This window comes from Pseudoalteromonas sp. P1-7a (genome assembly GCF_001401855.1).
Taxonomy (GTDB): domain Bacteria; phylum Pseudomonadota; class Gammaproteobacteria; order Enterobacterales; family Alteromonadaceae; genus Pseudoalteromonas.
On the sequence record NZ_LKDU01000029.1, the window covers coordinates 15249 to 38504 of the forward strand.

General features: G+C 41.0%; 17 protein-coding genes. 10 read left to right on the plus strand and 7 right to left on the minus strand.

Annotated elements, in window-relative coordinates; translation table 11 throughout:
* Nucleotides 1-92: 92 nt before the first annotated feature.
* Both AN389_RS15775 and AN389_RS15780 read right to left on the minus strand, forming a co-directional pair.
* Nucleotides 93-1145 carry an aldo/keto reductase gene (locus tag AN389_RS15775; RefSeq protein ID WP_055018179.1) on the minus strand — a complete coding sequence of 351 codons (1053 nt, stop codon included), beginning with the start codon at nucleotides 1143-1145 and terminating at the stop codon, nucleotides 93-95.
* Between the two features lie 66 nt (nucleotides 1146-1211).
* Nucleotides 1212-1634 (minus strand): thioesterase family protein, encoded by a 423-nt coding sequence (locus AN389_RS15780; protein ID WP_055020222.1) that lies wholly within the window; start codon nucleotides 1632-1634, stop codon nucleotides 1212-1214.
* Between the two features lie 469 nt (nucleotides 1635-2103).
* On the opposite strand from AN389_RS15780, the gene dinB reads away from it, so the two are divergent.
* Together dinB and AN389_RS15790 are read left to right on the plus strand one after the other, a co-directional pair.
* Nucleotides 2104-3156: a DNA polymerase IV gene (dinB, locus tag AN389_RS15785; RefSeq protein ID WP_055015313.1), complete on the plus strand. Its 1053-nt coding sequence runs from the start codon at nucleotides 2104-2106 to the stop codon at nucleotides 3154-3156.
* Between the two features lie 119 nt (nucleotides 3157-3275).
* Nucleotides 3276-4811: a leucyl aminopeptidase family protein gene (locus AN389_RS15790; RefSeq protein WP_055018157.1), complete on the plus strand. Its 1536-nt coding sequence runs from the start codon at nucleotides 3276-3278 to the stop codon at nucleotides 4809-4811.
* Nucleotides 4812-5026: 215 nt separating this feature from the next.
* Here AN389_RS15790 and AN389_RS15795 read toward each other — a convergent pair whose 3' ends face one another.
* Entirely contained in the window at nucleotides 5027-6664 is a 1638-nt protein-coding gene (locus AN389_RS15795; RefSeq protein ID WP_055015315.1) for a methyl-accepting chemotaxis protein, read from the minus strand.
* Nucleotides 6665-6806: 142 nt separating this feature from the next.
* Nucleotides 6807-9032 carry a S9 family peptidase gene (locus AN389_RS15800; RefSeq protein WP_055020223.1) on the minus strand — a complete coding sequence of 742 codons (2226 nt, stop codon included), beginning with the start codon at nucleotides 9030-9032 and terminating at the stop codon, nucleotides 6807-6809.
* Between the two features lie 112 nt (nucleotides 9033-9144).
* On the opposite strand from AN389_RS15800, the gene AN389_RS15805 reads away from it, so the two are divergent.
* Complete coding sequence (locus AN389_RS15805; protein WP_055020224.1) at nucleotides 9145-9549, plus strand: HIT domain-containing protein; 405 nt, start codon at nucleotides 9145-9147, stop codon at nucleotides 9547-9549.
* Nucleotides 9550-9593: 44 nt separating this feature from the next.
* Here the strand turns inward: AN389_RS15805 and AN389_RS15810 are convergent, their stop codons facing one another.
* Nucleotides 9594-11294 (minus strand): dipeptidyl-peptidase 3 family protein, encoded by a 1701-nt coding sequence (locus AN389_RS15810; RefSeq protein ID WP_055015318.1) that lies wholly within the window; start codon nucleotides 11292-11294, stop codon nucleotides 9594-9596.
* A 286-nt stretch (nucleotides 11295-11580) separates the two neighbouring features.
* On the opposite strand from AN389_RS15810, the gene AN389_RS15815 reads away from it, so the two are divergent.
* Complete coding sequence (locus tag AN389_RS15815) at nucleotides 11581-12420, plus strand: HDOD domain-containing protein (RefSeq protein WP_055015319.1); 840 nt, start codon at nucleotides 11581-11583, stop codon at nucleotides 12418-12420.
* An 81-nt stretch (nucleotides 12421-12501) separates the two neighbouring features.
* Here the strand turns inward: AN389_RS15815 and rdgC are convergent, their stop codons facing one another.
* Nucleotides 12502-13410, minus strand: a complete 909-nt coding sequence (gene rdgC, locus AN389_RS15820) for a recombination-associated protein RdgC (protein WP_004586854.1) — start codon at nucleotides 13408-13410, stop codon at nucleotides 12502-12504.
* Between the two features lie 83 nt (nucleotides 13411-13493).
* Nucleotides 13494-15251, minus strand: a complete 1758-nt coding sequence (locus AN389_RS15825) for a HAMP domain-containing sensor histidine kinase (RefSeq protein WP_055020225.1) — start codon at nucleotides 15249-15251, stop codon at nucleotides 13494-13496.
* A gap of 361 nt (nucleotides 15252-15612) precedes the next feature.
* Between AN389_RS15825 and AN389_RS15830 the strand changes: the two genes are divergently transcribed.
* The 6 genes from AN389_RS15830 to nrdR all read left to right on the plus strand — a co-directional run bounded on the left by AN389_RS15830 (nucleotide 15613) and on the right by nrdR (nucleotide 23256).
* Entirely contained in the window at nucleotides 15613-15981 is a 369-nt protein-coding gene (locus AN389_RS15830) for a response regulator (RefSeq protein ID WP_055015321.1), read from the plus strand.
* A 229-nt stretch (nucleotides 15982-16210) separates the two neighbouring features.
* Nucleotides 16211-18628 carry a bifunctional aspartate kinase/homoserine dehydrogenase I gene (gene thrA / locus AN389_RS15835; protein ID WP_055018155.1) on the plus strand — a complete coding sequence of 806 codons (2418 nt, stop codon included), beginning with the start codon at nucleotides 16211-16213 and terminating at the stop codon, nucleotides 18626-18628.
* Between the two features lie 9 nt (nucleotides 18629-18637).
* Nucleotides 18638-19573: a homoserine kinase gene (gene thrB, locus AN389_RS15840; protein WP_055020226.1), complete on the plus strand. Its 936-nt coding sequence runs from the start codon at nucleotides 18638-18640 to the stop codon at nucleotides 19571-19573.
* Between the two features lie 11 nt (nucleotides 19574-19584).
* Nucleotides 19585-20868, plus strand: coding sequence for a threonine synthase (gene thrC, locus AN389_RS15845; protein ID WP_055020227.1), 1284 nt, complete (start codon nucleotides 19585-19587; stop codon nucleotides 20866-20868).
* A gap of 270 nt (nucleotides 20869-21138) precedes the next feature.
* Nucleotides 21139-22395, plus strand: coding sequence for a serine hydroxymethyltransferase (glyA, locus tag AN389_RS15850; protein ID WP_055020228.1), 1257 nt, complete (start codon nucleotides 21139-21141; stop codon nucleotides 22393-22395).
* 411 nt (nucleotides 22396-22806) lie between these two features.
* Nucleotides 22807-23256, plus strand: coding sequence for a transcriptional regulator NrdR (gene nrdR, locus AN389_RS15855; RefSeq protein ID WP_004586861.1), 450 nt, complete (start codon nucleotides 22807-22809; stop codon nucleotides 23254-23256).

The following is a 23256-nucleotide window of genomic DNA, read 5'->3' on the forward strand; positions in this document are numbered from 1 at the left end:
TCCATTTAAGTTAACTTTAGTATAGTTTTACTTTGCATATGTTCAAATTTAACAACGGAATAGGCAGTAATTAAACCGCCTATTATTTTGCTTTAGTATGGCTGCGGGTAATCTTTAAAAATTGCGCCAATTTCAGCAAGGGTGTCATTGCTTAAAGTTAAGTTAAATGCGTCAATATCTTCTTTTAATTGCGCCATATTAGTCGCACCAATAATTGATGAAGTAACGCCATCGACTTGATTACACCACGCAAGGGCTAATTGTGCCGGTGTTATACCAATTTCATGCGACAAATCCACATAGCGCTGCGTTGCTTTTTGCGCGTTAGGGGTATCCCTGAAAATGCCATTTCGCTGCATAAATGTCCAACGCGAGCCCGCTGGGCGTGCACCGTTTAGGTATTTACCCGTTAGTAGGCCAGCAGCAAGCGGCGACCAAGGTAAATAAGCAATGTCTTCATGAATACATTGCTCAATTAAGTAGGGCCAATCTTTAGCGTGCGCTAGGCTAAATTCGTTCTGAATCGAAACTATTCGCGGTAAGTTATGCGCTTTAGCTAAATTTAAAAACTGGCTAACGCCCCATGGCGTGTCATCTGAAAGACCACAAAATTTTATTTTGCCGGCTTTAACGCACTCATTAAGGCCTTCTAAAATATCTAGCATGCCAGCTTGTTGTTGCTCGGTATTTACGTCACTAAAAGTAAGTTTACCTGGCCACTGCCTGCCAAAATGCGGGGTAGAGCGATTAGGCCAGTGCAATTGATATAAATCTATGTAGTCGGTTTGTAAACGCTTGAGGGAGTTATCTACAGCCTCAATAACCGCGCTGCGTGTTATATCGCCGCCATCACGTACCCACGACAAGCCGTTGCCCGCAATTTTAGTGGCCAATACAATATCACCGCGTTTTTGTTGGTTGCGGTTTAGCCAGTTACCAATAATTTGCTCTGTTTTACCGTAAGTGTCTGGTGAAGGAGGAACGGCATACATTTCGGCGGTATCAATAAAATTAACGCCTTGCGCTAAGGCATAGGCTATTTGCTCATCTGCCTCTTGTTGGGTATTTTGTTTACCCCAAGTCATGCTACCTAGGCATACTCTTGAAACATCAACCCCGCTGCTGCCTAACGGACTGTATTGCATGTAAAATCCTTAAATTGTGTAAGATCTTGAGTGTGGCTTATTAATACCAGCTCGCATACTATTTAATTAAGCGAATTGGTGTAATGCCGATAATAATGGCTCAGTGATCGTCGCCTTTTGCCCCGTTTTAAAGTCAAACATAACTACTTGAGAGTAGCCTGTTGTAGTAACAGCTTGCTGTGCATGACTATATACAGAGTAATTCATCATAAAGCGGTCGCTTTTTATATCCGAAATAGTAATACCTACGGTTAAAGTATCTGGAAAGGTTACAGGGCGCTTGTAGCGAATGTTGTTTTCGCTAATAACGGGACCTACGTCACCTGGTTTTATCGTATCAAACTGGTTTATTTTATTTAAAAAGTCGATGCGCGCAATTTCAAAGTAACGCAAGTACACCACGTTGTTTACATGTTGTAGGGCGTCCATATCGGCCCAAGCGACGGTGATATCGGTATGAATAGGGTGCTGTTCTTTGAACCTTTGCATGTATGTGTACTCTTAGTTTTAAATGAATCAGGTTATCAATATGGTGTTTGTAGCTCAAGACAATAAATACCATGTTTTTTTATAAGATGATTGTACCTATTTATTTTTAGGACTACAGTTAATTAACACAGACCACACACACGAGAACACACATGCAAAATATAATTAATTGGGCTTTAGCCAGTTTAATTTTTATAGCATCTTTTGCTTGCTACGCTATGGGTAATGCTTCAGGCGGTATCATGCTTTTAGCTGCGGGGTTTTTATTGGAATTTGTTTTTTGGCTACATTGCTTTAAAAAAGAAAAGCGCTTTAAGCTGCCGTTTTAAAAGCTGTATAAAGCTTGCTTAATTTAAACGCCAAACTTACTAGCGATTTTACTTTAGCAAGTAAACTGGCTTTATTAACCTTGCTTAATGAAAGTGAATCCTTAATAATGGCTGTATAAATAAACAGTTGTTATGTGGTAATGAAAAAGTTTATTCATATCGACATGGACTGCTTTTATGCAGCGGTTGAAATGCGTGATAACCCCAATCTTGCCAATGTGCCTTTAGCCATTGGTGGTAATAGTCGCCGAGGCGTGCTTTCTACAGCAAACTATAAAGCGCGCGAATATGGTGTACGCTCGGCTATGTCTAACTATCATGCCAAACAATTATGCCCAGATTTAGTTATTGTGCCTGGGCGAATGGCTGTTTATAAAGAAATTTCTAACCAAATACGGGCTATATTTAAACGTTATACTGACCTAATAGAGCCTTTGTCGCTTGATGAAGCCTACCTAGACGTCACCAATAGCTCGGCATTTAAAGGTAGTGCTACGCTTATTGCTCAACAAATTAGAGCCGATATTTTCAACGCTACTGGCCTCACTGCCTCTGCAGGCGTTGCTCCCATTAAGTTTATTGCGAAAATTGCTAGCGATGAAAACAAACCCAATGGCCAGTTCGTTGTATTACCAGATGAAGTTGATTCGTTTTTAAATAATTTGCCGCTGGGTAAAATACCTGGTGTGGGTAAGGTCACCCTTGAAAAGCTTAATTTAAAAGGATTGTATACAGGTAAAGATGTTCGCGAGAAAGGTGTGAATTGGATGCAACAGCATGTGGGGAATTTTGGTGTATCGCTTTATCAAAAATGTGCTGGCGAATACATTGGTAAAGTAACAACCGAGCGAGTACGTAAATCACTCAGTGTTGAGCATACTTATGAATACAACAAAAATAGCTTACAAGAGTGTCTAGATCAGTTGCCTAAATTACTGGAAGAGCTGACAGCGCGTCTTAATAAACAACAGCTACAAAATCGTATAAATAAATTAAGCGTAAAAGTGAAATTTGCAAATTTTGTGGTGACCAGTGCCGATCAAGCTCATCATCAATTAAACACAGCTATTTTTACTGAGCTACTTTCAAAAGCGTATCAACGGGGTATGCAGCAACCGGTGCGTTTACTAGGCATAGGGGTGGGTGTTAAAAATGAACCTAATTTAAATCTACAATTGAGCATTCTAGATTAGAGTGTACTTGAGTGTAACACCAAGTTGCCAGATTAAAATGAGCTCATCGCAGGTGGCTGGTTTTGTGTTTTTATATCAACGATAATAGCCTCTTATGTTTTCTAACAGGAGCTTTACTTATGGCATATCCTCAAGCGATAGCTGCACAATCACTCAGTGCAAGCTTTGCAGCATTTTCTCACGATGCACTTATTATAATTAGTGATGACTTTTCTCAACTTCCGAATAACTCACTACGTGATGCCATTGAATCACAGGCTAAAGTAGACTCTCGTATTGGTAAACAAGTTACGTTTTTAGTAATTGATAATCTACGCGTTGTTTTAGCACCTACAGGGCCGCTTAATCGCGATTACGATGATGTAAGACGCTACTTTGATGCCGCCAAACTCGCGATTAACGAAGCAAAAGCCGCGGGCAGTGTAAACCCTGCTATTTACTTACCTAAATTACATACGGATGCGCGTTACCAGCATGCATTAGAGGTGGCGTATTTAGGTGCATGCCAAGCATTATGGCAACCTTTAGAGGCGCGTGAATACCACGGTGAAAGTATTGAGCCAATTACGCAAATTGGTTTAATTGATGCGAGTGAGCAAACAGTAAAAGCTGTTAACGCAATTGCTGCAGGCCAATATGCTGCGCGCGATTTATGCGGTACTGAGCCTGAACGTATGGCGCCACCACGCTTTGCCGATTACTGTGTTGAGCTTTTCAAAGGCTCTACAGTGGCAGTTGATGTGATTGACGACATAGACACAATAGATAAAAACTACCCTATGCTTAGCACCGTTGCGCGCGCATCTTATGCGGTTGAGCGCCACCACCCACGCGTAGTAAAACTAGAGTACGTACCAGAGGGTGAAGTAACGCGTACGCTAATGTTTGTGGGTAAAGGTTTAGTATACGACACCGGCGGCGCCGATTTAAAAGTAGGCGGTTACATGGCAGGTATGAGCCGCGATAAAGGCGGTGCTGCATCTGTAGCGGGCTTTATGAAAGCGGTTGCTGATTATCAGCCAAAAGGCGTTAAAGTGATTTCTTATTTAGCGGTGGTTCGCAATTCGATTGGTTCAGATTGTTTTGTACCAGATGAAATAATTACTAGTCGTGAAGGCGTACGCGTACGCATTGGTAACACCGATGCCGAAGGGCGTTTAGCTATGGGTGACCTACTTAGCGAAATGAAAGACTTGGCTAAAACACAAGTTAACCCAACTCTATTTACTGTAGCCACTCTTACAGGCCATGCGGCACGTGCTATGGGACCTTACGGTGCGTATGTTGAAAACGGCCCAGCACGCAGTGCTAATACGTCTCGTCAAATAGCGGATTGCGGTGATTTATGGGCAGATGCAGCAGAGGTTTCTCGCTCTCGCCGTGAAGACTACGACTTTATAAAACCGCGTACCTTAGCTGATGATGTTTTATCAAGTAATAATGCGGCTTCTGCGGTTACCGCTCGCGGGCATCAATTCCCTATGGCGTTTTTAGCCGTTGTTGGCGGACTTGATAAACACGGTAACGACTCTGAGCAGCCGCTTCCTTATGTACATATGGACATTGCTGGTAGTGGTGTTGAAGGCGGTGATTGGCAGCATGGCAAGCCAACTGCTGCATCAGTAACCAGCTTATTTGCACGCTACTGTTTGTAATACCAACTTGCAATAATACCTAATCATTTTAGGGGCTAGACGTGTCGCTATCTGTGGTAAAAATTTTCATTTACAACTAAATAGAAAATTTTTTGCCTAGGTATCAACACGTTTTTCCATCCTAAAAATAGATCACTTAATTATGCGAAATGGTATAAGCTAAAAACGCTTATGTAATAAAAAAGCCCTGTTAATTCAGGGCTTTTGTTTTTAAATTATTTTAACTTAAAGCGATTAACCACACTCGAAAGCCCTTGGCTACTTTGTTTAAGGTTGTCACTGGCATCGGTAAGCTGCTTGGTATTATTTAACGACTGCTCGGTTGATTGAGATAGCTCGTTAATACGTAAATTAACCTCGTCAGCGGCTTGCGTTTGCTGTTCGGTGGCACGGGCTATTTGGCTGTTCATGTCGGTAATTATGGATACCAGCCTTTCTATTTCATTGAGCGATGTATCGGCAGATGAAACTTGCTCTACAGTCGTCACCGACAGTGCTTGGCTTGATTTTACCGCCTCTACTGCTGCTTTAGCGCCTTCTTGCAATTTGGTGATCATGGTTTGAATTTCATCTGTGCTTTGCCCGGTTCTGCTTGCGAGTGTACGTACTTCATCGGCAACAACTGCAAAGCCTCTGCCGTGCTCTCCTGCACGAGCCGCTTCTATAGCAGCGTTGAGTGCGAGTAAGTTTGTTTGCTCCGATATACTTCTGATCACATCAAGCACAGAGCCTATGTTATTACTTTCGTTTGCTAAATCTTCAGTTACTTGGCTCACTGTTTCTATATTACTGGAGAGTGTTTCTATGGCGGTAATGGTACTGGCCACCACATTTTTACCGGTTGAAGCATTGTGTGCTGCATCGTTGGCGGCTTGTTCAGCGGCTTCGGCATTGCGACTCACATCATGAATTTGGTGCGTCATTTGCTCCATGGCGGCGGCAACTTGTGTAGAACTGTCGTTTTGTAGCTCAATGAAGGAATGGCTTGTTCTACTAGACTCATCAACTGTGTGAGCGTGTCGGCTTACATCATCTGCACTGTGCGATACATGTACTAACGACTCGCGCATTTTTAAAACAAATAAATTAAAAGAACGTGACAGCTCGGATATTTCATCATTGCCCGACTCGTTTAGCGTACGGGTTAAGTCACCTTCACCTTGCGATATGTTTTTCATCATTTCTGCGGCAAGGCGAGTCGGCGTGAGTATACTTTTACCAATAAAGTAACTTAATACAATGACAGCAATAATCATCACTAAGGCGCTAATTATGATTAGATTACGCTGCTCACTAAACGCTTCATCTATTGAATCTAGGTATACGCCTGAGCCAATAATCCATTGCCACGGGTTAAAGCCTTTTACAAATGCGACTTTACCTACTGGCTGTTCTTTTCCTGGTTTTGGCCATTTATAAGGAATAAACCCTTCTTTTTGTTGTTTTACAATGTTAACCATTTCTACAAAAAGTGCTTTGCCATCGGGGTCTTTATTATTAGTTAAGTCTTTACCGTTAAGCGCAGGCTTTATTGGGTGCATTACCATTTTGGGTTGGTAGTTGTTTACCCAAAAATAATTTGTTTTGTCATAGCGCAGCGCTTTTATGGCCTCAAGTGCTTGCGTTTGAGCTTGTGCTTGTGTGAGTGTATTATTTTGTTCAAGCTGGTGGAAATGCTCAATAACACTGTATGCCGTTTCTACCACATTTTGGGTTTTTAGATATTGCTCGTTTTTTAGTGAGCTATATTGATGAGTTAAGCTAGAGATACTTAATACAATTAAGCCAAAAATAACTATGCCAACAAGTAATGACAGCCGCTGAAAAATACTAAAACGCCTTAAATTTAGCATAAATTGATCCTTATGTGTGTACACTCAATGTGCTTGTTTTAATGGTAGTAAAAAAGCGAGTTTAAGCTAGGTGTAAGCACCATTAAGACAAAAAAAAGGCTGATTTTTCAATCAGCCTTTAGTCTATTTAGTCGTCATATGATTATTTATCATCAAAATGTCGATTAAAGAAGTTTGTGATGGTTTGGTGTAAATGTGTTTGCACCTGTTTACCGCGTAAGCTGTGTTTTGAGCCTGGGTAGGTCATCATTTCAAACTGTTTTTCGTTATCTTGTAGTTGTTTAAATAATTTAGTGGCGTGGGTAAACAACACGTTGTCATCGGCCATGCCATGGTAAATCATTAATGGGCCTTTTAAGCCGTTAGCGTATGGAAATACGGCGCTGTCTTCGTAGCCTTTGGCATTCGTTTTTGGGTGCCCAAGGTAGCGCTCAGTGTAATGGGTGTCGTAAAGCGCCCAGTCGGTCACTGGTGCACCCGATACACCGGCTTGAAAGTAATCGCCCGCTTTAAACATGGTCATTAGGGCCATGTACCCGCCGTAGCTGTGGCCATAAATACCAATGCGTTGTGGGTCTACGTAATCAAGCGTGCGTAAAAACTCAACGCCTTTAATTTGATCTGCTACTTCTACAACACCTAAGTTTTTGTAAATAGCGTCTTCAAACTTTTTACCACGGTTGTAAGAGCCTCGGTTATCGAGCTGAAAAATAACATAACCTTGTTGCGCCATGTATTGAAAGTATAAGTTTTTGCTGCGCCAGCTATTTGTTACGCGCTGTGCATGTGGGCCGCCGTATACATTAACAATGACTGGGTGCTTTTTACCGTCTGCAATATTACTTGGTTTAAACAAGCGGTAATGCATTACTTGTCCATCTTCAGCTTTAATTGTGCCGTACTCTGGAGTTGCTAAATCACTTAAATAAGGTGTTAGTGGGTGGCTATCATCAAGCTTATTTTGTTCAAGCCATGTGATAAATTCGCCATTTACTTTACGAAGAGCCGCCGAGTTAGGCTTGTTTACCGATGAGCTGTTATCAATAAATGTTTTGCTGTCTTTTGCCATTACTACTTTGTGGTATTGGCCTTGTTCAGTGATACGCTTTATATTGCCTTTTTTAAACAGTGGTGCGCTGTATAAATGGCTTTCAAGCGGGGTGTCTTTACGTCCTGCAAAGTACACTATGCCTTTTTTCTCATCCACGCCTTTTAAGCTATCAACAACCCAGTCTCCTGAGGTGATTTGTCGAATTAGCTGGCCATTAGTGCGGTACAAATAAAGGTGTTTAAAACCATCGCGCTCAGAAGCCCAAACAAAATGCTTTTTGTCTTTTAAGAAATGCAGATCAAAGTTTAAATTGATCCATGTATCGCTGTTTTCAGTTAATGCGACTTTTTGCGTTTTAGTATCGCTATTGTAAAAGCGTAGTTCTAACTTATGCTGTGAGCGATTTTGCCATTGATACGAAAGAGTTGTGCTGTCTTTTAGCCATTTAGCACGGGCAATGTAAATGTCTTTATCGTCGCCTAAATCAATCCAGTCAACGTTTTGATTATTTAAAGATACAACGCCAAGTTGAATTTCAACGTTGTCGGTACCTGTAAATGGATAACGTTGGTTAAATAGCTTTACTTCGTCTGCGTATATTTCGTTACGGATAGCTTCTTTTACTGGGGTTTCATCTACGCGGGTAAATGCAATTTTAGATTCATCGCCAGCCCACCAGTAGCCGGTCATACGGCTCATTTCTTCTTGCGCTACAAATTCGGCCATGCCGTTTTTAATAACGCCGCCGCCATCTTTGCTTAGTTGTATTTCTTTGCCAGTATCAAGTGCTAATGCGTAAAGGTTTTGCTCGCGAATAAACGATACATAGTTACCTTTAGGAGAAAAGCGGGCATCGGTTTCAAACGCTTCTGTATTGGTAAGTTTTTTACTTTTACCAGACGCTAGCTCGTAATAATACAGATCGCCATTAAGTGGAAATAATAGGGCTTTGCCGTCTTTAGACCATTTGTACTCTAAAATACCTTTACCAAAAATACGTTGGCGTTCGCGGCGTGCTTTTTCCTCATCAGAGAGGTTTTCAGGGCCTGAAAACAGCTTTGCAGAATCAACCAGTATTCTGTTGGTATTATCTTTTAAGTTGTATTCCCATAAATCATAACGGTTGTAGTCATCGGTTTTACCTTGCAGGTAAGTTACGCGGCTACCGTCTGGCGAAAACTTAAGTTGTACGGGGGCTTTACCCGACAGGCTCGGGTCGTCAAAAATACGCTCTAGCGATAATGGTTTTGCTTGTACGCTTAGTGCGCCAACAGCTAGCGGGAGTGCGAGGGTTAAGTGTTTTATTTTTTTTAGCACAAGGTTGCCTTAGCTTATTATAAATATTGTATTAAATGGTAAAGCTAAGCGTGTGCAACTGCAAATAAATGCTATAAAGTGGCCATTATTAAAGACTAACTAGGATGTGACGATGACTAACCATACTTTTGAACTCGCCCCAGAGCTTAAGCGCGATTGTATAGAACTGGCAGATTGGCCTTTATGTAAAGTGCTATTACTTAACGATAGCCAATACCCTTGGTTTGTATTAGTACCCAGGAAACCTAATTTAAAAGAAGTTATAGATTTGTCTGAAGACGACCAAGTTGTATATTTAAAAGAGTCGGCCAAACTCAGCAAGCTTATTATGCAAGTGTTTAGCCCTGATAAACTAAACGTGGCGGCTTTGGGTAACATGGTGCCGCAATTACATATTCATCATATTGCACGTTTTACAACTGACGCTGCATGGCCTGCACCGGTGTGGGGTAAGTTCCCTGCAAAACCATACACAGATGAGCAAATAATAGCGCTAAAAAAAGCGCTGCAGTTATAAACCACAGCGCTTCATTAATCTATTACAAAGTATTACGTGTTGGGTTAGTTTAGGCCTAACACGTCTTTACCTTGTTTAAAGGTTACATCTACAGGAATATTAGCTTGGCTTAGTTTTTCTAAGTCTTTAGCAAGCTCTTCTTTAATATCGCCATGGGTGGCAATTAGCTGATCTACTTTTTCGTAATCGCCGTCACCTTGTAATGTTAAAATTAAGCGCGAAAGTTTAGCCATAGCCACGCCCATTTTTTCCATATTGACACGGTAGAAACCTTCTTCGTTTTTAGAAAATGCGCCTTCTTGAGCAAAAAAGTTAAAGCGGATCATGTTAGCTTTACCATGTGCGCTTGATGCACCAAAACGTACTGAGCGGAAAATACCTGCCATAAAGGTGGTGTAGTAATCTTCTAATGTACCTTCGGTAATTTCACCTTTTTTAAGTAACTGCTCAACCATGTATAAACCTAAAATATCGGCTTTACCTTCTTCAAGTGCGCTTGCGTGCTCTTGTAATGATTGGCGCACAGTGCCTTTATTTGTAATGGTGTTTTTAATACCTAGGCCGTGAGCGACTTCATGGAACATGGTATTGGCAAAAAAGGCGTTAAAAGTAATATGCTTACGTTGCTCAGGTACAATTAACTGCTCAGCAATCGGCACTAAAATTTTATCAAATTTTGCACGCATTGCGTTTTTAAGCTGCAGGCGACGAGTGCCTTTTTCAAGCTGTACTTGCTCATCGTTTGGTAAGTTAATAGCAATAGTTTTGCTGCCCGCATTTGAGTGACCTGCGTAGTAAACCACATCGTAAGCATTTAAATCGGCGTCTGAGCCTGGCACTTCTTGCTTATATTTAGCATCTACCGGTAAACCTTTTTGCAGCTCTGGTAAAAAGGCCGCAAATTTAGCAAGGCGCTCGCTCCATTTTAAATCTTTAATTAGTACATACGACTCATAAGCAGAGCGGTAGCCAAAGAGTTGATCTTCGTAAGTTTCAATTGGGCCAATAACCACATCAACTGGGTTATTTTTCATGTCCATCCAAGCAAAGTCAGAACCCTGAAAATCATCTTTTTGAAGTGCATCAGCACGTAGGTTTAAGTAATTGGCAAATTCTTTATCATCGGCAAGTTTACTGGCTTCACGTAATAAGTCAGCTGCTTTAGCTAACTCTTGCGCGTATTCTTTTGAATAAGGCACACTGTAAAGATTACCTTGCTCATCACGTTTGATTAATGAGTAAAGGCCTTTTTTATCATCTACGTCGGCATTATTTAGTTCTTCTTTTGTTATGTCGGCTGGGTAGAATTGCGCGCCAAGGGCTTTTTCTTTGTAGCCTGATAAAAATGGTTCATCACCATTTAAACGATCCCATGGGCCGTAGTTAATATCAGCAAATTTACGTACTTTTTCATCACTCAGCTTTGCTAAAAAAGCGTCTTTATTATCGCCAAAAGCCTGCTTCCAAAATAGATCGTCCATAATTTTAGAAGCGTCGATAAGCTTAGCTACCATGGCTTTTTGATTCTCACTTAAATGAGATAGGTCGGCTTCGAGGCTAAAGTCGGTGTAAATATCTAAACGTTGTTTATCAATGTTAATTAAATCTGGGCCAGCTTGTGCGGCACTTTTTTGAGCAAGCTCTACACTTGTGGCTTCGGTCGAAGAGGGGGCTTGCTCTGAGCATGCACTAAGAAAAACGACGCCAGAGAGTAAAATTGCTTGGCTAATTTTGTTTAAGATCATTTGAATGCCTGTTAAAAAGTAAGTTTAATTATTTGTATGGGCGAACTCTGAACGCTAGCGCATACAAACGTTTCCTTATAGTGACTGCATTAAAACAAAACTAAATAGTAAATAGCAAGTGTTTGGCGTTGTGTAGCATCTTAGGGCGATGAAGGCACATTAATAACAATTAATTTATATAATTTTCTTAACTTTATCGGTAAGTTAGATAATACTCATTGTATTACTCATTTTATCCGAGGTTAGCAGTTGCATTGCGGCCCAGAAACAAAAGGATGACAGTTCTATGTCTACAGAAAATGCACTATTAACGATTTTGGTTGATAGAATCAACAACGATACTTTGGTTTTACCTACCTTACCTGAAGTCGCAATTAAAGTGCGTCAAGCGGCTGACAACCCTGATGTAAACTTAATGCAAATGTCAGAGGTAATTAGCCAAGACCCAGCACTTTCAGCGCGCATGATTAAAGTTGCCAACAGCGCAATTATGGGTCGCACAGTTAAGGTATCTAACTTACAGCAAGCCGTTACTCGCATTGGCTTACGCCAAATTAAAAATATAGCAACCGCAATGGCAATGGAGCAGCTGTTTGTTTCTAATAATGAGCTAATAAAAGGCTACATGAGTAAAGCGTGGCAAAAAACGCTAAATGTGGCGGGGCACTCAATAACGCTTATGGCGTTTTATTTACAAAATAATAAACGCACATCGTTAAATAGTGACTCTATAACGTTGGCGTCGTTGGTATATAACATTGGTGTACTGCCTATTTTAACCGAAGCTGAGCGCCACCCAGAGGTGTTTGCTAACCCAAGCTTTTTAGCGCATGCAATTCAAAAACTCAGTGGTAAAATTGGTGGCTCAATTATGGGCGCGTGGGAGTTCCCACCTGAATTTGTAAATGTTGCTAGGCATTGGGCTGACCCTACATATCGCCCTGAAGAGATTGGTTATGTTGATTTTATTCGTATTGGCGCTATTTTAGAGGGAACATTACAGGTGTCTGATAAATCAGCGGCTTTACAAACCTACATAGATAAAGGTGTTATTCCTTCTATGCAGCTATTTTCAAGTGACGAATACAACGACATGCTTGAAAGTGTGAAAGACACATTTAGCTAATTAGCAGTTATAAAGGTGAAAGCAAAAAGCACGACTGAGTCGTGCTTTTTTAGTTTTAATAGCGCTTATAATTTTAGCGTTTTATAAATCTTCTGCATCACCTAAACCGGCCGTCAGCTCTTCAAGCAGTAGCTTGATTTCTTCCGAGGCTAAAATAAAGTCAGCATCTAGTTTAACCGCCATATCTTCTTTTGGAATATCGGCGTTTTCTTCTTTTAACGTTTCTGAGTAGCTTAAACGCTTGATAGAACCATCGTTTTGCAGCATAAATTTCAGGCGTTCTTGCCAGTCAAGCGCAAGTTTAGTCACACGTTTACCATTTTCTAGGTGCGATTTAACTTCATCACATGATAAATCATGGCCTTTTAGTTTAACCTGTGCGCCACTGTCGTCGGCTTCTTCGAGTTCTGCATCAAACCCTATAGCAAAGTTTTCTGGCGTGCTGAAGTTAGTTAGCCAATCAGTTAAAAATACATCCAGGTCGTAGTTTGCAAACGCAGGAACTACCGGTAAAGTGCCCAGCGATTTACGCAGCAATGCAAGTAACTCTTCTGCTTTATTAAAACTGCCACTGTTTACTACAACCCACCCGTTTTCTTGATCGATAAAGGCAAACTGCAGGCTTGATTTTTTAAACGCTTGAGGTAATAAGGTCGTTAAAATGTTTTCTTTTAACTCGTCTTTTTCTTTCTTTTTAACCGGGCGGTTTTCTTCCGCCTCTATTTGATCTACTTTTTCGGCAACCATTTCATTAACAACAGATGCAGGTAGCACTTTTTCTTCACGTTTGGCACACACTAAAATGCTTTTTTGTGAAAAATGCGCCAGCGAATCACCATGCTTACCAAATGCTTTTGTCCAACCAAATGTAGAGAGGTCTTGAGAGCCACACGGGCGAAATACATCTTGCTCTAACGCTTTTTCAAACTCTTCTTGAGTGTACGAAACATCTTGCTTAAAGCGATAACAAATCAGGTTACTAAACCACATAAGGTAACTTTTCCATCTTATAAATTTACTCAATCATAGCAATAAAATGGGGTTCTCGAAATGGCTGATTTTAACCAAAGCCTTTATTGATTAAATAATGGCTTTGGCATATTTTTAGGAAACTCAATATGGTAATGCAGCCCTTTACCGGGTTCACTGTTAGCCTCTATTGAACCGCTGAGCGTTTGCTTAACTAAGTTAAAGGTTATATGTGTGCCCAAGCCACTACCGCCTTGGTCGCGCTTTGTAGTAAAAAAGGGGTCGAACAATTTAGCTAACTGCTCTTTTGTTACACCGTTACCGTTATCTTTGTAGTCAATCACAAGGAGCGTGTCATTGGCACTAATATTTATATCAATATTGCCCTGCGCAATATTATCAAAACCATGAATAATTGAGTTCATAATTAAGTTGGTAAAAATTTGGCTAATCGCCCCAGCAGGTAAATTTAGAACTAAATCATCCGCACACTGCAAGTTTATGGTGTGCTTGGTTTTTTTAAGTTTAGGGTGAAGCGACAAAATCACTTCGTTTAAGTAATCTTTAAAGTTAATTGTTCTTACAGCTTCACTGGCTTGATCTACCGCTATTTGTTTAAAGCTGGCAATGAGCTCAGAGGCTCTATCAAGGTTGGTTGTAAGCAAGCTCGTGCTTTGCTTGGCTTCGTTTATAAATTCTTCTAATGCTTTAGGCGATAAAGTTTTTTCTTTATACGCGCTTTCTAAGGTATTTAAACGCTCTTGCAAGAACGATATAGCGGTTACCCCGATACCAATAGGCGTATTTATGTCATGTGTAATGCCAGCAACAAGCCCGCCTAATGCGGCCATTTTTTCTGTGCCTACTAATCGCTCTTGAGCAAGGCTTAGCTCGTCAAGGTAGCGTTCGAGCTCTTTTTGTTTGGTTAATAACTCTTCTTCGGTGTGCCTACGTAAATCAACCTCTTCGGTTAACACTAGTTTTTGCTTTTCTAGTTCGTACTTCTGTTGCTGTAAATCCATCATTGCTTGACTTAAATTTGATGTTTTACGAGCAACATCCTGCTCAAGTTGTATATTGTGTTGGTCGAGCTTTTCATTACTAACAATCAGTTCACGTTGAGTGTGTTCAAGCTCCTTTCTGTATTGGACTACTTTATCTATTAAGTTATTAAAAGACTGCTCCATAACGTTTAGTTCGTTATGCTCTTCGGTTTCAATTTCTATGTGTTGACCTTCTAAGTCATCAAGCTCAAGGTTTTCTATTTGATCGGTTAATTCGTTTAACGGGTCGGTGAGCAGTTTTCTAAATGCCATTAAAAACAAGATGATCAAAAAGGTGGTTTTGATCATGGCGTTACCAATTAAAAAGTAAATAGATACCATTATTCGGCTAAATACCACGTCGCGGCTCGAAAATAAGGTTACATCACCCACTTGCGTAGCACGTCCTGAGAACTCAAAAATGAGTGGGAATGTATAACCAAATAGACCTGACTTAGTGTCCTCTATAATAACTTCTTCTTGAACAAGTTGTTGATTATAAAGTTTATGTATATCTAGAGAGCGCCCCAGTTGCGAAATAATTTCGCCGCTGTCGTCGCGTACAATAATGCCCTCCACCATAGGGATGGCAAGTAAGCCTTCTGCGGTTGTTATTGTTTGCTTTGTATTTAGTTCCCAAATTGCACGCGTTAAGCTTCTACTGAAGGTTTTTTGTAGTGTACTGAGCTCATCACGAATGTAGTCTTTAGTATTTACAAATTCAGCAAGCACTTGTCCACATGTCACCACAAAGGTGAGTAAAAAATACACTGATAAAACATTAGTTAACAATTTCTTAGAAAGGCTTTTTTGTAACATATGGGATTTACTCATCCGGTGTAATTATATCTAAGTTGCAATTTCTATCCTAAAAGTTAGTCAATAAAACCTTAAAAATAAATAAAAAAACTTATATTTTAAAGAGACTGACTCTTGTGAGTCGTTTTGTTTTAATAATAGTGCACTAATTTGGTTTAAAGTAATCCAAGTGCCCACTTATATTACATAAGTATCGATTGGGTGGGGAATTATTAATAATAGTTAAAGTTTTATTGTAAGGTTACCGTATCACACTATACGAATAAGCAAAGTGTTAGAGTTTTAGGAACGTGTTAGAATAGAAAAAAACCAACGGATGGCTCGTTTTTATAATTTTTAGAAGGTTATTTTAGTAGTAAACATGATGAAATTTTCTATATTAGTGTGTGATGATTCCACTGTTGCACGTAAACAAGTTGTGCGTTGTTTAAATGAGTGCGTGAATGCCGACATACAACAAGCCGCAAACGGGGCCGATGCGCTTGAGCTTTTACGCTTGCAGCAATTTGATCTTCTGTGTTTAGACTTAACCATGCCAGAAGTTGACGGTGTACAGGTGCTAGAGCGTATTAAGGCAGAAAAAATAGAGTGCTTTGTATTGGTGATCTCCGCTGATATTCAACAACAAATGAAGCAAAAGGTGGCGCAGTTAGGTGCTATCGACTTTATAAATAAACCTATTAACAAATCAGCCTTAAGCGAAGTTTTGCATAAATTTGGCATTCATTAGGTTTTTTCATGTTCAAAAAGGCTGTTTTATCTTTTAATTTGGGGTTGACAGCATAGCCTTTGTTAAGGCAGTCTTAGCGTTATGAAAACAATTAATCGCGTACTGACCATTATTATTACAACCACCATTCTTACTGGATAGTGGCATAGGTCGGTGCAACAAATTTAAAGGCCTGTGTTCACTAAGAACACAGGCCTTTTTTCGTTTTATGGGATGAGGAACATAAATAATGCGCGTTTTAAAATTTGGAGGCTCTTCGCTTGCTGACTTTGCCTGTTTGCAACAAGTAGCTCAACTTGTCAAAGCACAGTTAAAAGATGAAATGTTACTGGTGCTTTCTGCACCCGGTGGTATGACTGACTCATTAGTTGCGCTGGCAAGTGCCGCAGAGCAAGGTCTGGACTTTTCACAGCAATGGCAAGCTTTACTAAGCCGATGCGAAACATTAAAAGCAGAAGTAGAAAAAAGCAGTGGCGAAGTCGCAAACTGGCCAGATTTTCATGAGCTTAAAAATAAGCTAGATGGTGTGGCGCTTATTAAATGCTGCCCAGATCAAATTCGTGCTTTTGTAATTAGTTTTGGTGAGCGAGTAAGTGTATCGCTTATGCAAAGTTTATTAAGCTCGCACAATGCACAATACCTAGAAGCAACACGCTGTGTTGCCTCTACAGGGGGGTACATTGATGCTGAAGCCGACTTAGTAACGAGTAAAGCACGTTTTCAAGCAGTACTTAAAGAAAACCCAGCCACTATTTATATTATGCCAGGATTTACAGCCAGCAATGAGCAAGGTGAACTCACTACGCTTGGCCGTAACGGCTCTGATTACTCAGCGGCAATTGCTGCTGCATGTTTAGATGCTGAAATATGTCAAATTTGGACAGATGTTGATGGGGTGTACAGCGCCGATCCGCGTTACATCAAAAAAGCGACTAAAGTTGACTTTTTATCTTATAAAGAAGCAATGGAGCTTTCTTACTTTGGCGCTAAAGTACTTCATCCTAAAACCATTTTACCGTGCGCCAAAGCGGGTGTACCGTGCGAAATTAAAAATACCCATAACCCAGATGCTCAAGGTTCATTAATTGGTAACGATTATTCATCGGATGAACCTGTAAAAGCGCTTTCTAGCTTGCAAGACTTAGCAATGCTTACCGTGTCAGGCCCTGGCATGAAAGGTAAGGTGGGTATGGCCTCTAAGGTATTTAATGCTCTTGCGCACGATAACGTATCGATTGTGTTAATTACGCAATCATCGTGCGAGTTTAGTATTAGCTTTTGTGTGCACGAAAGCGATTTAGCGCTAGCGCTAGAGGCCTTGCAAAGTGCATTTGAGCTTGAATTACAAGCAGGCTTAATTGAGCCGGTACACGTACAACGTAACCTTGCCATTGTTACTTTAGTGGGCGATAACATGCGTGCACACAAAGGTTTAGCTGCGCAGTTTTTTGCTTCTCTTGCACAGGCCCAAGTAAACATTGTAGCCATTGCGCAGGACTCTACAGAAAGTGCTATTTCAGCGGTTATTGACGGTGAGCTGTGTAACGATGCAGTAAAAATATGCCACGAAAACTTTTTTACTCACGTCCCTTCAATCGACGTATTTTTACTTGGCTGTGGCTTAGTAGGCCAAGAGCTTATTTCTCAGTTAGAACGCCAACAGGCGTGGCTTGAAAAACGAAATATTAAATTAAACCTATATGGCGTTGCTAATTCTCGTCAATTGCATTTAGACAGCGAAGGTATTGCATTTGATGATTGGCAGCAAAAGCTAGCAGCATCAGAGCAAGCGTTTGACTTAAATTTAGTAGAGCAGTTTGTAAAACAAAATCACTTAGTAAACCCAGTGATTGTAGATTGTACGTCTTCTGATGCGCTAGCGGCTCAGTATGTGGATTTTTTAAATGCGGGTTTCCATGTTGTGGCCGCTAATAAAAAGGCAACAACCAGCTCGTACGATTATTACCAAAACTTAATTGCAGCAACACAAAAAAATAACCGCAAATTTTTATACGAAACAAACGTAGGTGCAGGTTTACCGGTAATCGATAACTTACAGTCGTTATTTGGTGCAGGTGATGAGTTACTCGAATTTAGCGGTATTTTATCAGGCTCACTGTCGTACATGTTTGGTGCACTAGAAGATGGTTTATCACTTTCTGAGGCAACAATTAAAGCAAAAGAAAGCGGTTTTACAGAGCCAGACCCACGCGATGATTTATCGGGTACTGATGTAGCACGTAAATTACTGATTATTGCTCGCGAAGCCGGCATGAAATTAGAGCTTAGCGATATAGAAGTTGAGTCGGTATTGCCACAAGGTTTTGCACAAGACGACAGCGTAGATGAATTTATGGCTAAACTACCAAGTTTAGACGCTGAGTTTAACGACCGTATTCAAAGTGCCGCAGCAGAGGGTAAAGTACTTCGTTATGTAGGTACAATTAAAGAAGGCCACTGTAAAGTAGGTATTGAAGCGGTCGATTCATCGCATGCATTAAATGTTATTCGTGATGGTGAAAACGCATTAGCTATTTTAAGCCAGTATTATCAACCACGCCCGTTTGTAATACGTGGTTACGGCGCAGGCTCTGCAGTAACAGCAGCCGGTGTATTTGCCGACGTATTAAAAACGTTATCGCGCTAGGAGTTAAAAATGATAGAAGTATATGCTCCGGCGTCTATAGGTAATTTTGCAGTGGGCTTTGATGCACTAGGCGCAGCGCTTGCGCCTATTGATGGCAGTTTATTAGGTGACGTGGCCGTAGTAAGCGCCGCTCAAAGTGATGAGTTTGTTTGCTCAGGCGAATACGCGCATAAGTTACCAAGCGATGCGAGCGAAAACCTAGCATATCAGTGTTTAGTGCATTTTAGAGCGCACGTGGCGCCAGATATGCCAAGTGTAAAATTAGAACTTAAAAAGAACTTACCAATTGGCTCAGGGCTAGGTTCGAGTGCGTGCTCGGTGGTCGCAACCTTTGCAGCGCTTGATAAGTTTGCTCAAACCAATTTAAGCCAAGTTGAGCTGATTGAGTTAATGGCTGATTTTGAAGCGATAGTCAGTGGTGGGCGTCATTACGACAACATCACCCCGTGTTATTTAGGGGGCTTACAGATTACAGGCGATTTAATTCCTGATAAGTCAATTGCTTTACCAGTTGATGAAAACTGGTACTACGTAGCGGCGTTCCCTGGTTTTTCGCTTAATACCGCAAAGGCACGCTCGGTATTACCAAAAGAGTTAAGTATGCATGCGGGGGTTGTGTTTGCTCAGCGTTTATCGGCATTTAGCAGTTTGTTATTAACGCAGCGTTTTGATGATGCACTAAGCATTATGCAAGACGATATTGCAGAGCCGTACCGGGCGCCTTTAATTGCCGGCTTCAGTGAGGCAAAAGCGAACCTTCCAGCATTAGGCGCTGAAGTTGTCAGTATTTCAGGTGCAGGCCCTACGTTATTTACAGTGTGTAAAACATTAGAAGCGGCTGAAAAATGTGCGCAGTGGTTAGCGCAAAACTATATAAATGAGCAGGGCTTTTGCCACATTTGTAAATTAGATAACGATGGCACGCGTCAATTAACAGTTTTATAGGATAGGCATTTATGCAATTACATAATTTAAAAGAAAATTCTCAAAAAGTGTCGTTTGTTGAAGCGGTAAAAACAGGGCTTGGGCGCAATCAGGGGGTATTTTTCCCTGAAAGCTTAGCGCCACTAACAGATGTAGATACGTTATTAGATATGGATTTTGTTACCCGCAGTAGCAAAATTTTATCGCACCTTATTGGCGATGAACTGCCCGCTGATACTGTTGCTCAAATGGTAAAAAATGCGTTTAACTTCCCCGTAAAATTGGTAGAGGTTGAAGACAATAACTATTGTTTAGAGCTTTTTCACGGTCCTACGCTTGCGTTTAAAGACTTTGGTGGACGCTTTATGGCTGAGTGTTTAGCACAGTTTAACAAAGGCGAAAAAGTCACGATTTTAACGGCAACCTCTGGCGATACTGGCGCTGCTGTAGCGCATGCGTTTTACAACAAGCCAAATATAGATGTGGTTATTCTATACCCTAAAGGCAAAATTTCGCTTGCTCAGCAAAAGCTATTTACTACGCTTGGTAACAACATTCATTGTTACGCAGTTGATGGCAGTTTTGATGATTGCCAAGAGCTAGTTAAAAAGTCGTTTTTAGATGACGAAGTTAAATCTACACTGGGTCTTAATTCAGCTAACTCAATCAACATTAGCCGCCTAGTGGCACAAGTATGTTATTACTTTGAGGCCATTGCACAGCTACCAAAAGAAAAGCGTGCTACCGCGCATATTTCAGTCCCTAGTGGTAACTTTGGTAATGTATGTGCCGCCATGATTGGTGCTGTAATTGGTTTGCCAGTAGGTAAACTAAGCGCAACGACTAACCAAAACGATACAGTGCCACGCTACATGCTTGATAAAAATTGGGCGCCAAATGCCACGCTTGAGTCGCTTTCAAATGCGATGGATGTGAGCAAACCAAACAACTGGCCACGTGTGCAAACAATGTTAGATAATAACTGGTTTAGCTACGATAATTTTTACTCAACCAGCGTGAGCGAAGAAAATACGCAAGCAGTGATGAAAAATATTCAACAAATTGGTTATGTTGCAGAGCCCCATACCGCTATTGCATACCAAGGCCTTGTAGAGAATAAAGCCGCTGACGCCGCGGGTATCTTTTTAGCAACTGCTCACCCAGCTAAGTTTAAAGAAAGCGTAGAAGAGATTCTTAATATTGAACTTGAGATGCCAAAACCACTGAGCGACGCACTTGCAAAACCTTGTTTAGCAAAGGACATTAACGCTGATTACGACGCGTTACGTAATGAAATACTCACTAAGTTGGGCTAACTAACTTAGTGTTAAAAAAGCGGCTTTGGCCGCTTTTTTTGTGTTTTAAATGCAGTTTATAAAACTACTGTCATTAACTAATTAAATGTAAAAATTAAAAGTCATTTAAATTATTAATGAATTTATAAAAAAATATCATCTTAAAAATGCTGTGAAATAGATTCAATCCCTGTTTAAATATCCTCAACTTAAGAGCGTAGGCAAAGCGTTGTTTAAAGCGTACAATAAAGCCTCTAAAAAACACCATACACGTTGCCCTAGGAGACCCCAATGTTAGAACGTAGCATGAATATTTCGGATTTTGATCCAGAGTTATTTGACGCGATAAACAAAGAAACTGCTCGCCAAGAAGAGCACATTGAATTAATTGCATCAGAGAACTACTGTAGCCCACGCGTACTAGAAGCGCAGGGTTCACAGCTTACAAACAAATACGCAGAAGGTTACCCGGGCAAACGTTACTATGGCGGTTGTGAGCACGTAGACGTTGTTGAGCAACTCGCAATCGATCGTGCGAACGAGTTATTTGGTTCTGACTATGCGAACGTTCAGCCTCATGCAGGCTCTCAAGCTAATGCCGCTGTTTTTTTAGCGTTATTAGAAGCCGGTGACACTGTACTTGGTATGAGCTTAGCTCATGGTGGTCACTTAACGCATGGTTCACACGTAAGTTTCTCTGGTAAGCTATATAATGCTATCCAATATGGGCTAGACGAAGTAACCGGCGAAATTGATTACGCACAGGTAGAAGCGCTAGCACTAGAGCATAAACCAAAAATGATTATTGGTGGTTTTTCTGCATACTCAGGTATTGCTGATTGGGCTAAATTCCGCGAGATTGCTGATAAAGTAGGTGCTTACTTATTTGTTGATATGGCTCACGTTGCAGGTTTAATTGCCGCGGGTGTTTACCCAAGCCCAGTACCTCACGCGCATGTTGTAACAACAACAACCCACAAAACATTAGCAGGCCCTCGTGGTGGTTTAATTATTTCTGCATGTGGCGACGAAGCAATTTACAAAAAGCTTAACAGTGCTGTATTCCCTGGCGGTCAAGGTGGACCTTTGTGTCACATTATTGCTGCAAAAGCAGTGGCATTTAAAGAAGCACTACAACCAGAGTTTAAAACATACCAAGCACAAGTTGTTAAAAATGCACAAGCTATGGTTGCTGTTATGCAAGAGCGCGGCTACAAAATCGTATCTGATAAAACAGAAAACCACTTGTTCTTACTTGATTTAATCGATAAAGATATTACAGGTAAAGATGCAGATGCAGCGCTTGGTAATGCAAATATTACCGTGAACAAAAACTCTGTACCAAACGATCCTCGCTCACCGTTTGTTACTTCTGGTTTGCGTATTGGTTCACCTGCAATTACCCGTCGTGGCTTTAAAGAAGCTGAGTCTAAAGAGCTTGCTGGCTGGATTTGTGACGTGTTAGACAACATCAACGATGAGTCTGTACAAGCACAAGTTAAAGAAAAAGTTAAAGCAATTTGTGCAAAATTACCTGTATACGCTTAATTGCATAAGCAGCAGTAATTTAGAGCACAACAAGGGGCCTGTTTACCTTTCGAGGTTTAATTTGCAGTAGTATGTTTGGTTTTTAGGCAAGGCAGAATCTATGTAGTGTGGTTACTCCACACAAATAGGCGATAACGCAGCATAAATGCCAAACATGCACTGCCCTCGGGTTCGTCCTAGGGGCGATTTACTCTTTGTTGCCTACATGGATGTAGGTAAGGGGCGTGAGCAGGACGCGGAAGCTTTGCTCGGTTTTTATTTAGCCCACTAGGTTACAAACCTCGCGTCGCGATTAAATCACCCCTAGATAGAACAAATTTAATCCTGAAAGGCCAACAGGCCCTATTTTTTTGCTAAGATAAAAGGCCGCTAAATAGCGGCCTTTTTTGTTTAAAACGGAACTACCTAGTTATGCATTGCCCATTTTGTACCGCAAAAGATACTAAAGTTATTGATTCTCGCCTTGTTGGCGGAGGCCACCAAGTTCGCCGTCGTCGTGAATGTAACGAGTGTCACGAGCGATTTACTACCTTTGAAGGCGCCGAGTTAGTTATGCCTCGTGTGATTAAACAAGACGGTAGCCGAGAACCATTTAACGAAGACAAGCTACTAAATGGCCTTAATCGCGCCCTAGAAAAACGCCCTGTAAGTACTGAGCAAGTAGATGAAGTGGTTAATATTATCAAATCGCAGTTGCGTGCTACCGGTGAGCGAGAAATATCGAGCCACTTGGTGGGGGAGTGCATAATGGAGGCGCTTAAAAAGCTTGATAAAGTCGCCTACGTGCGGTTTGCCTCTGTATATCGCTCGTTTGAAGATATACGCGAATTTGGTGAAGAAATTGCCCGTTTAGGGGAGTAG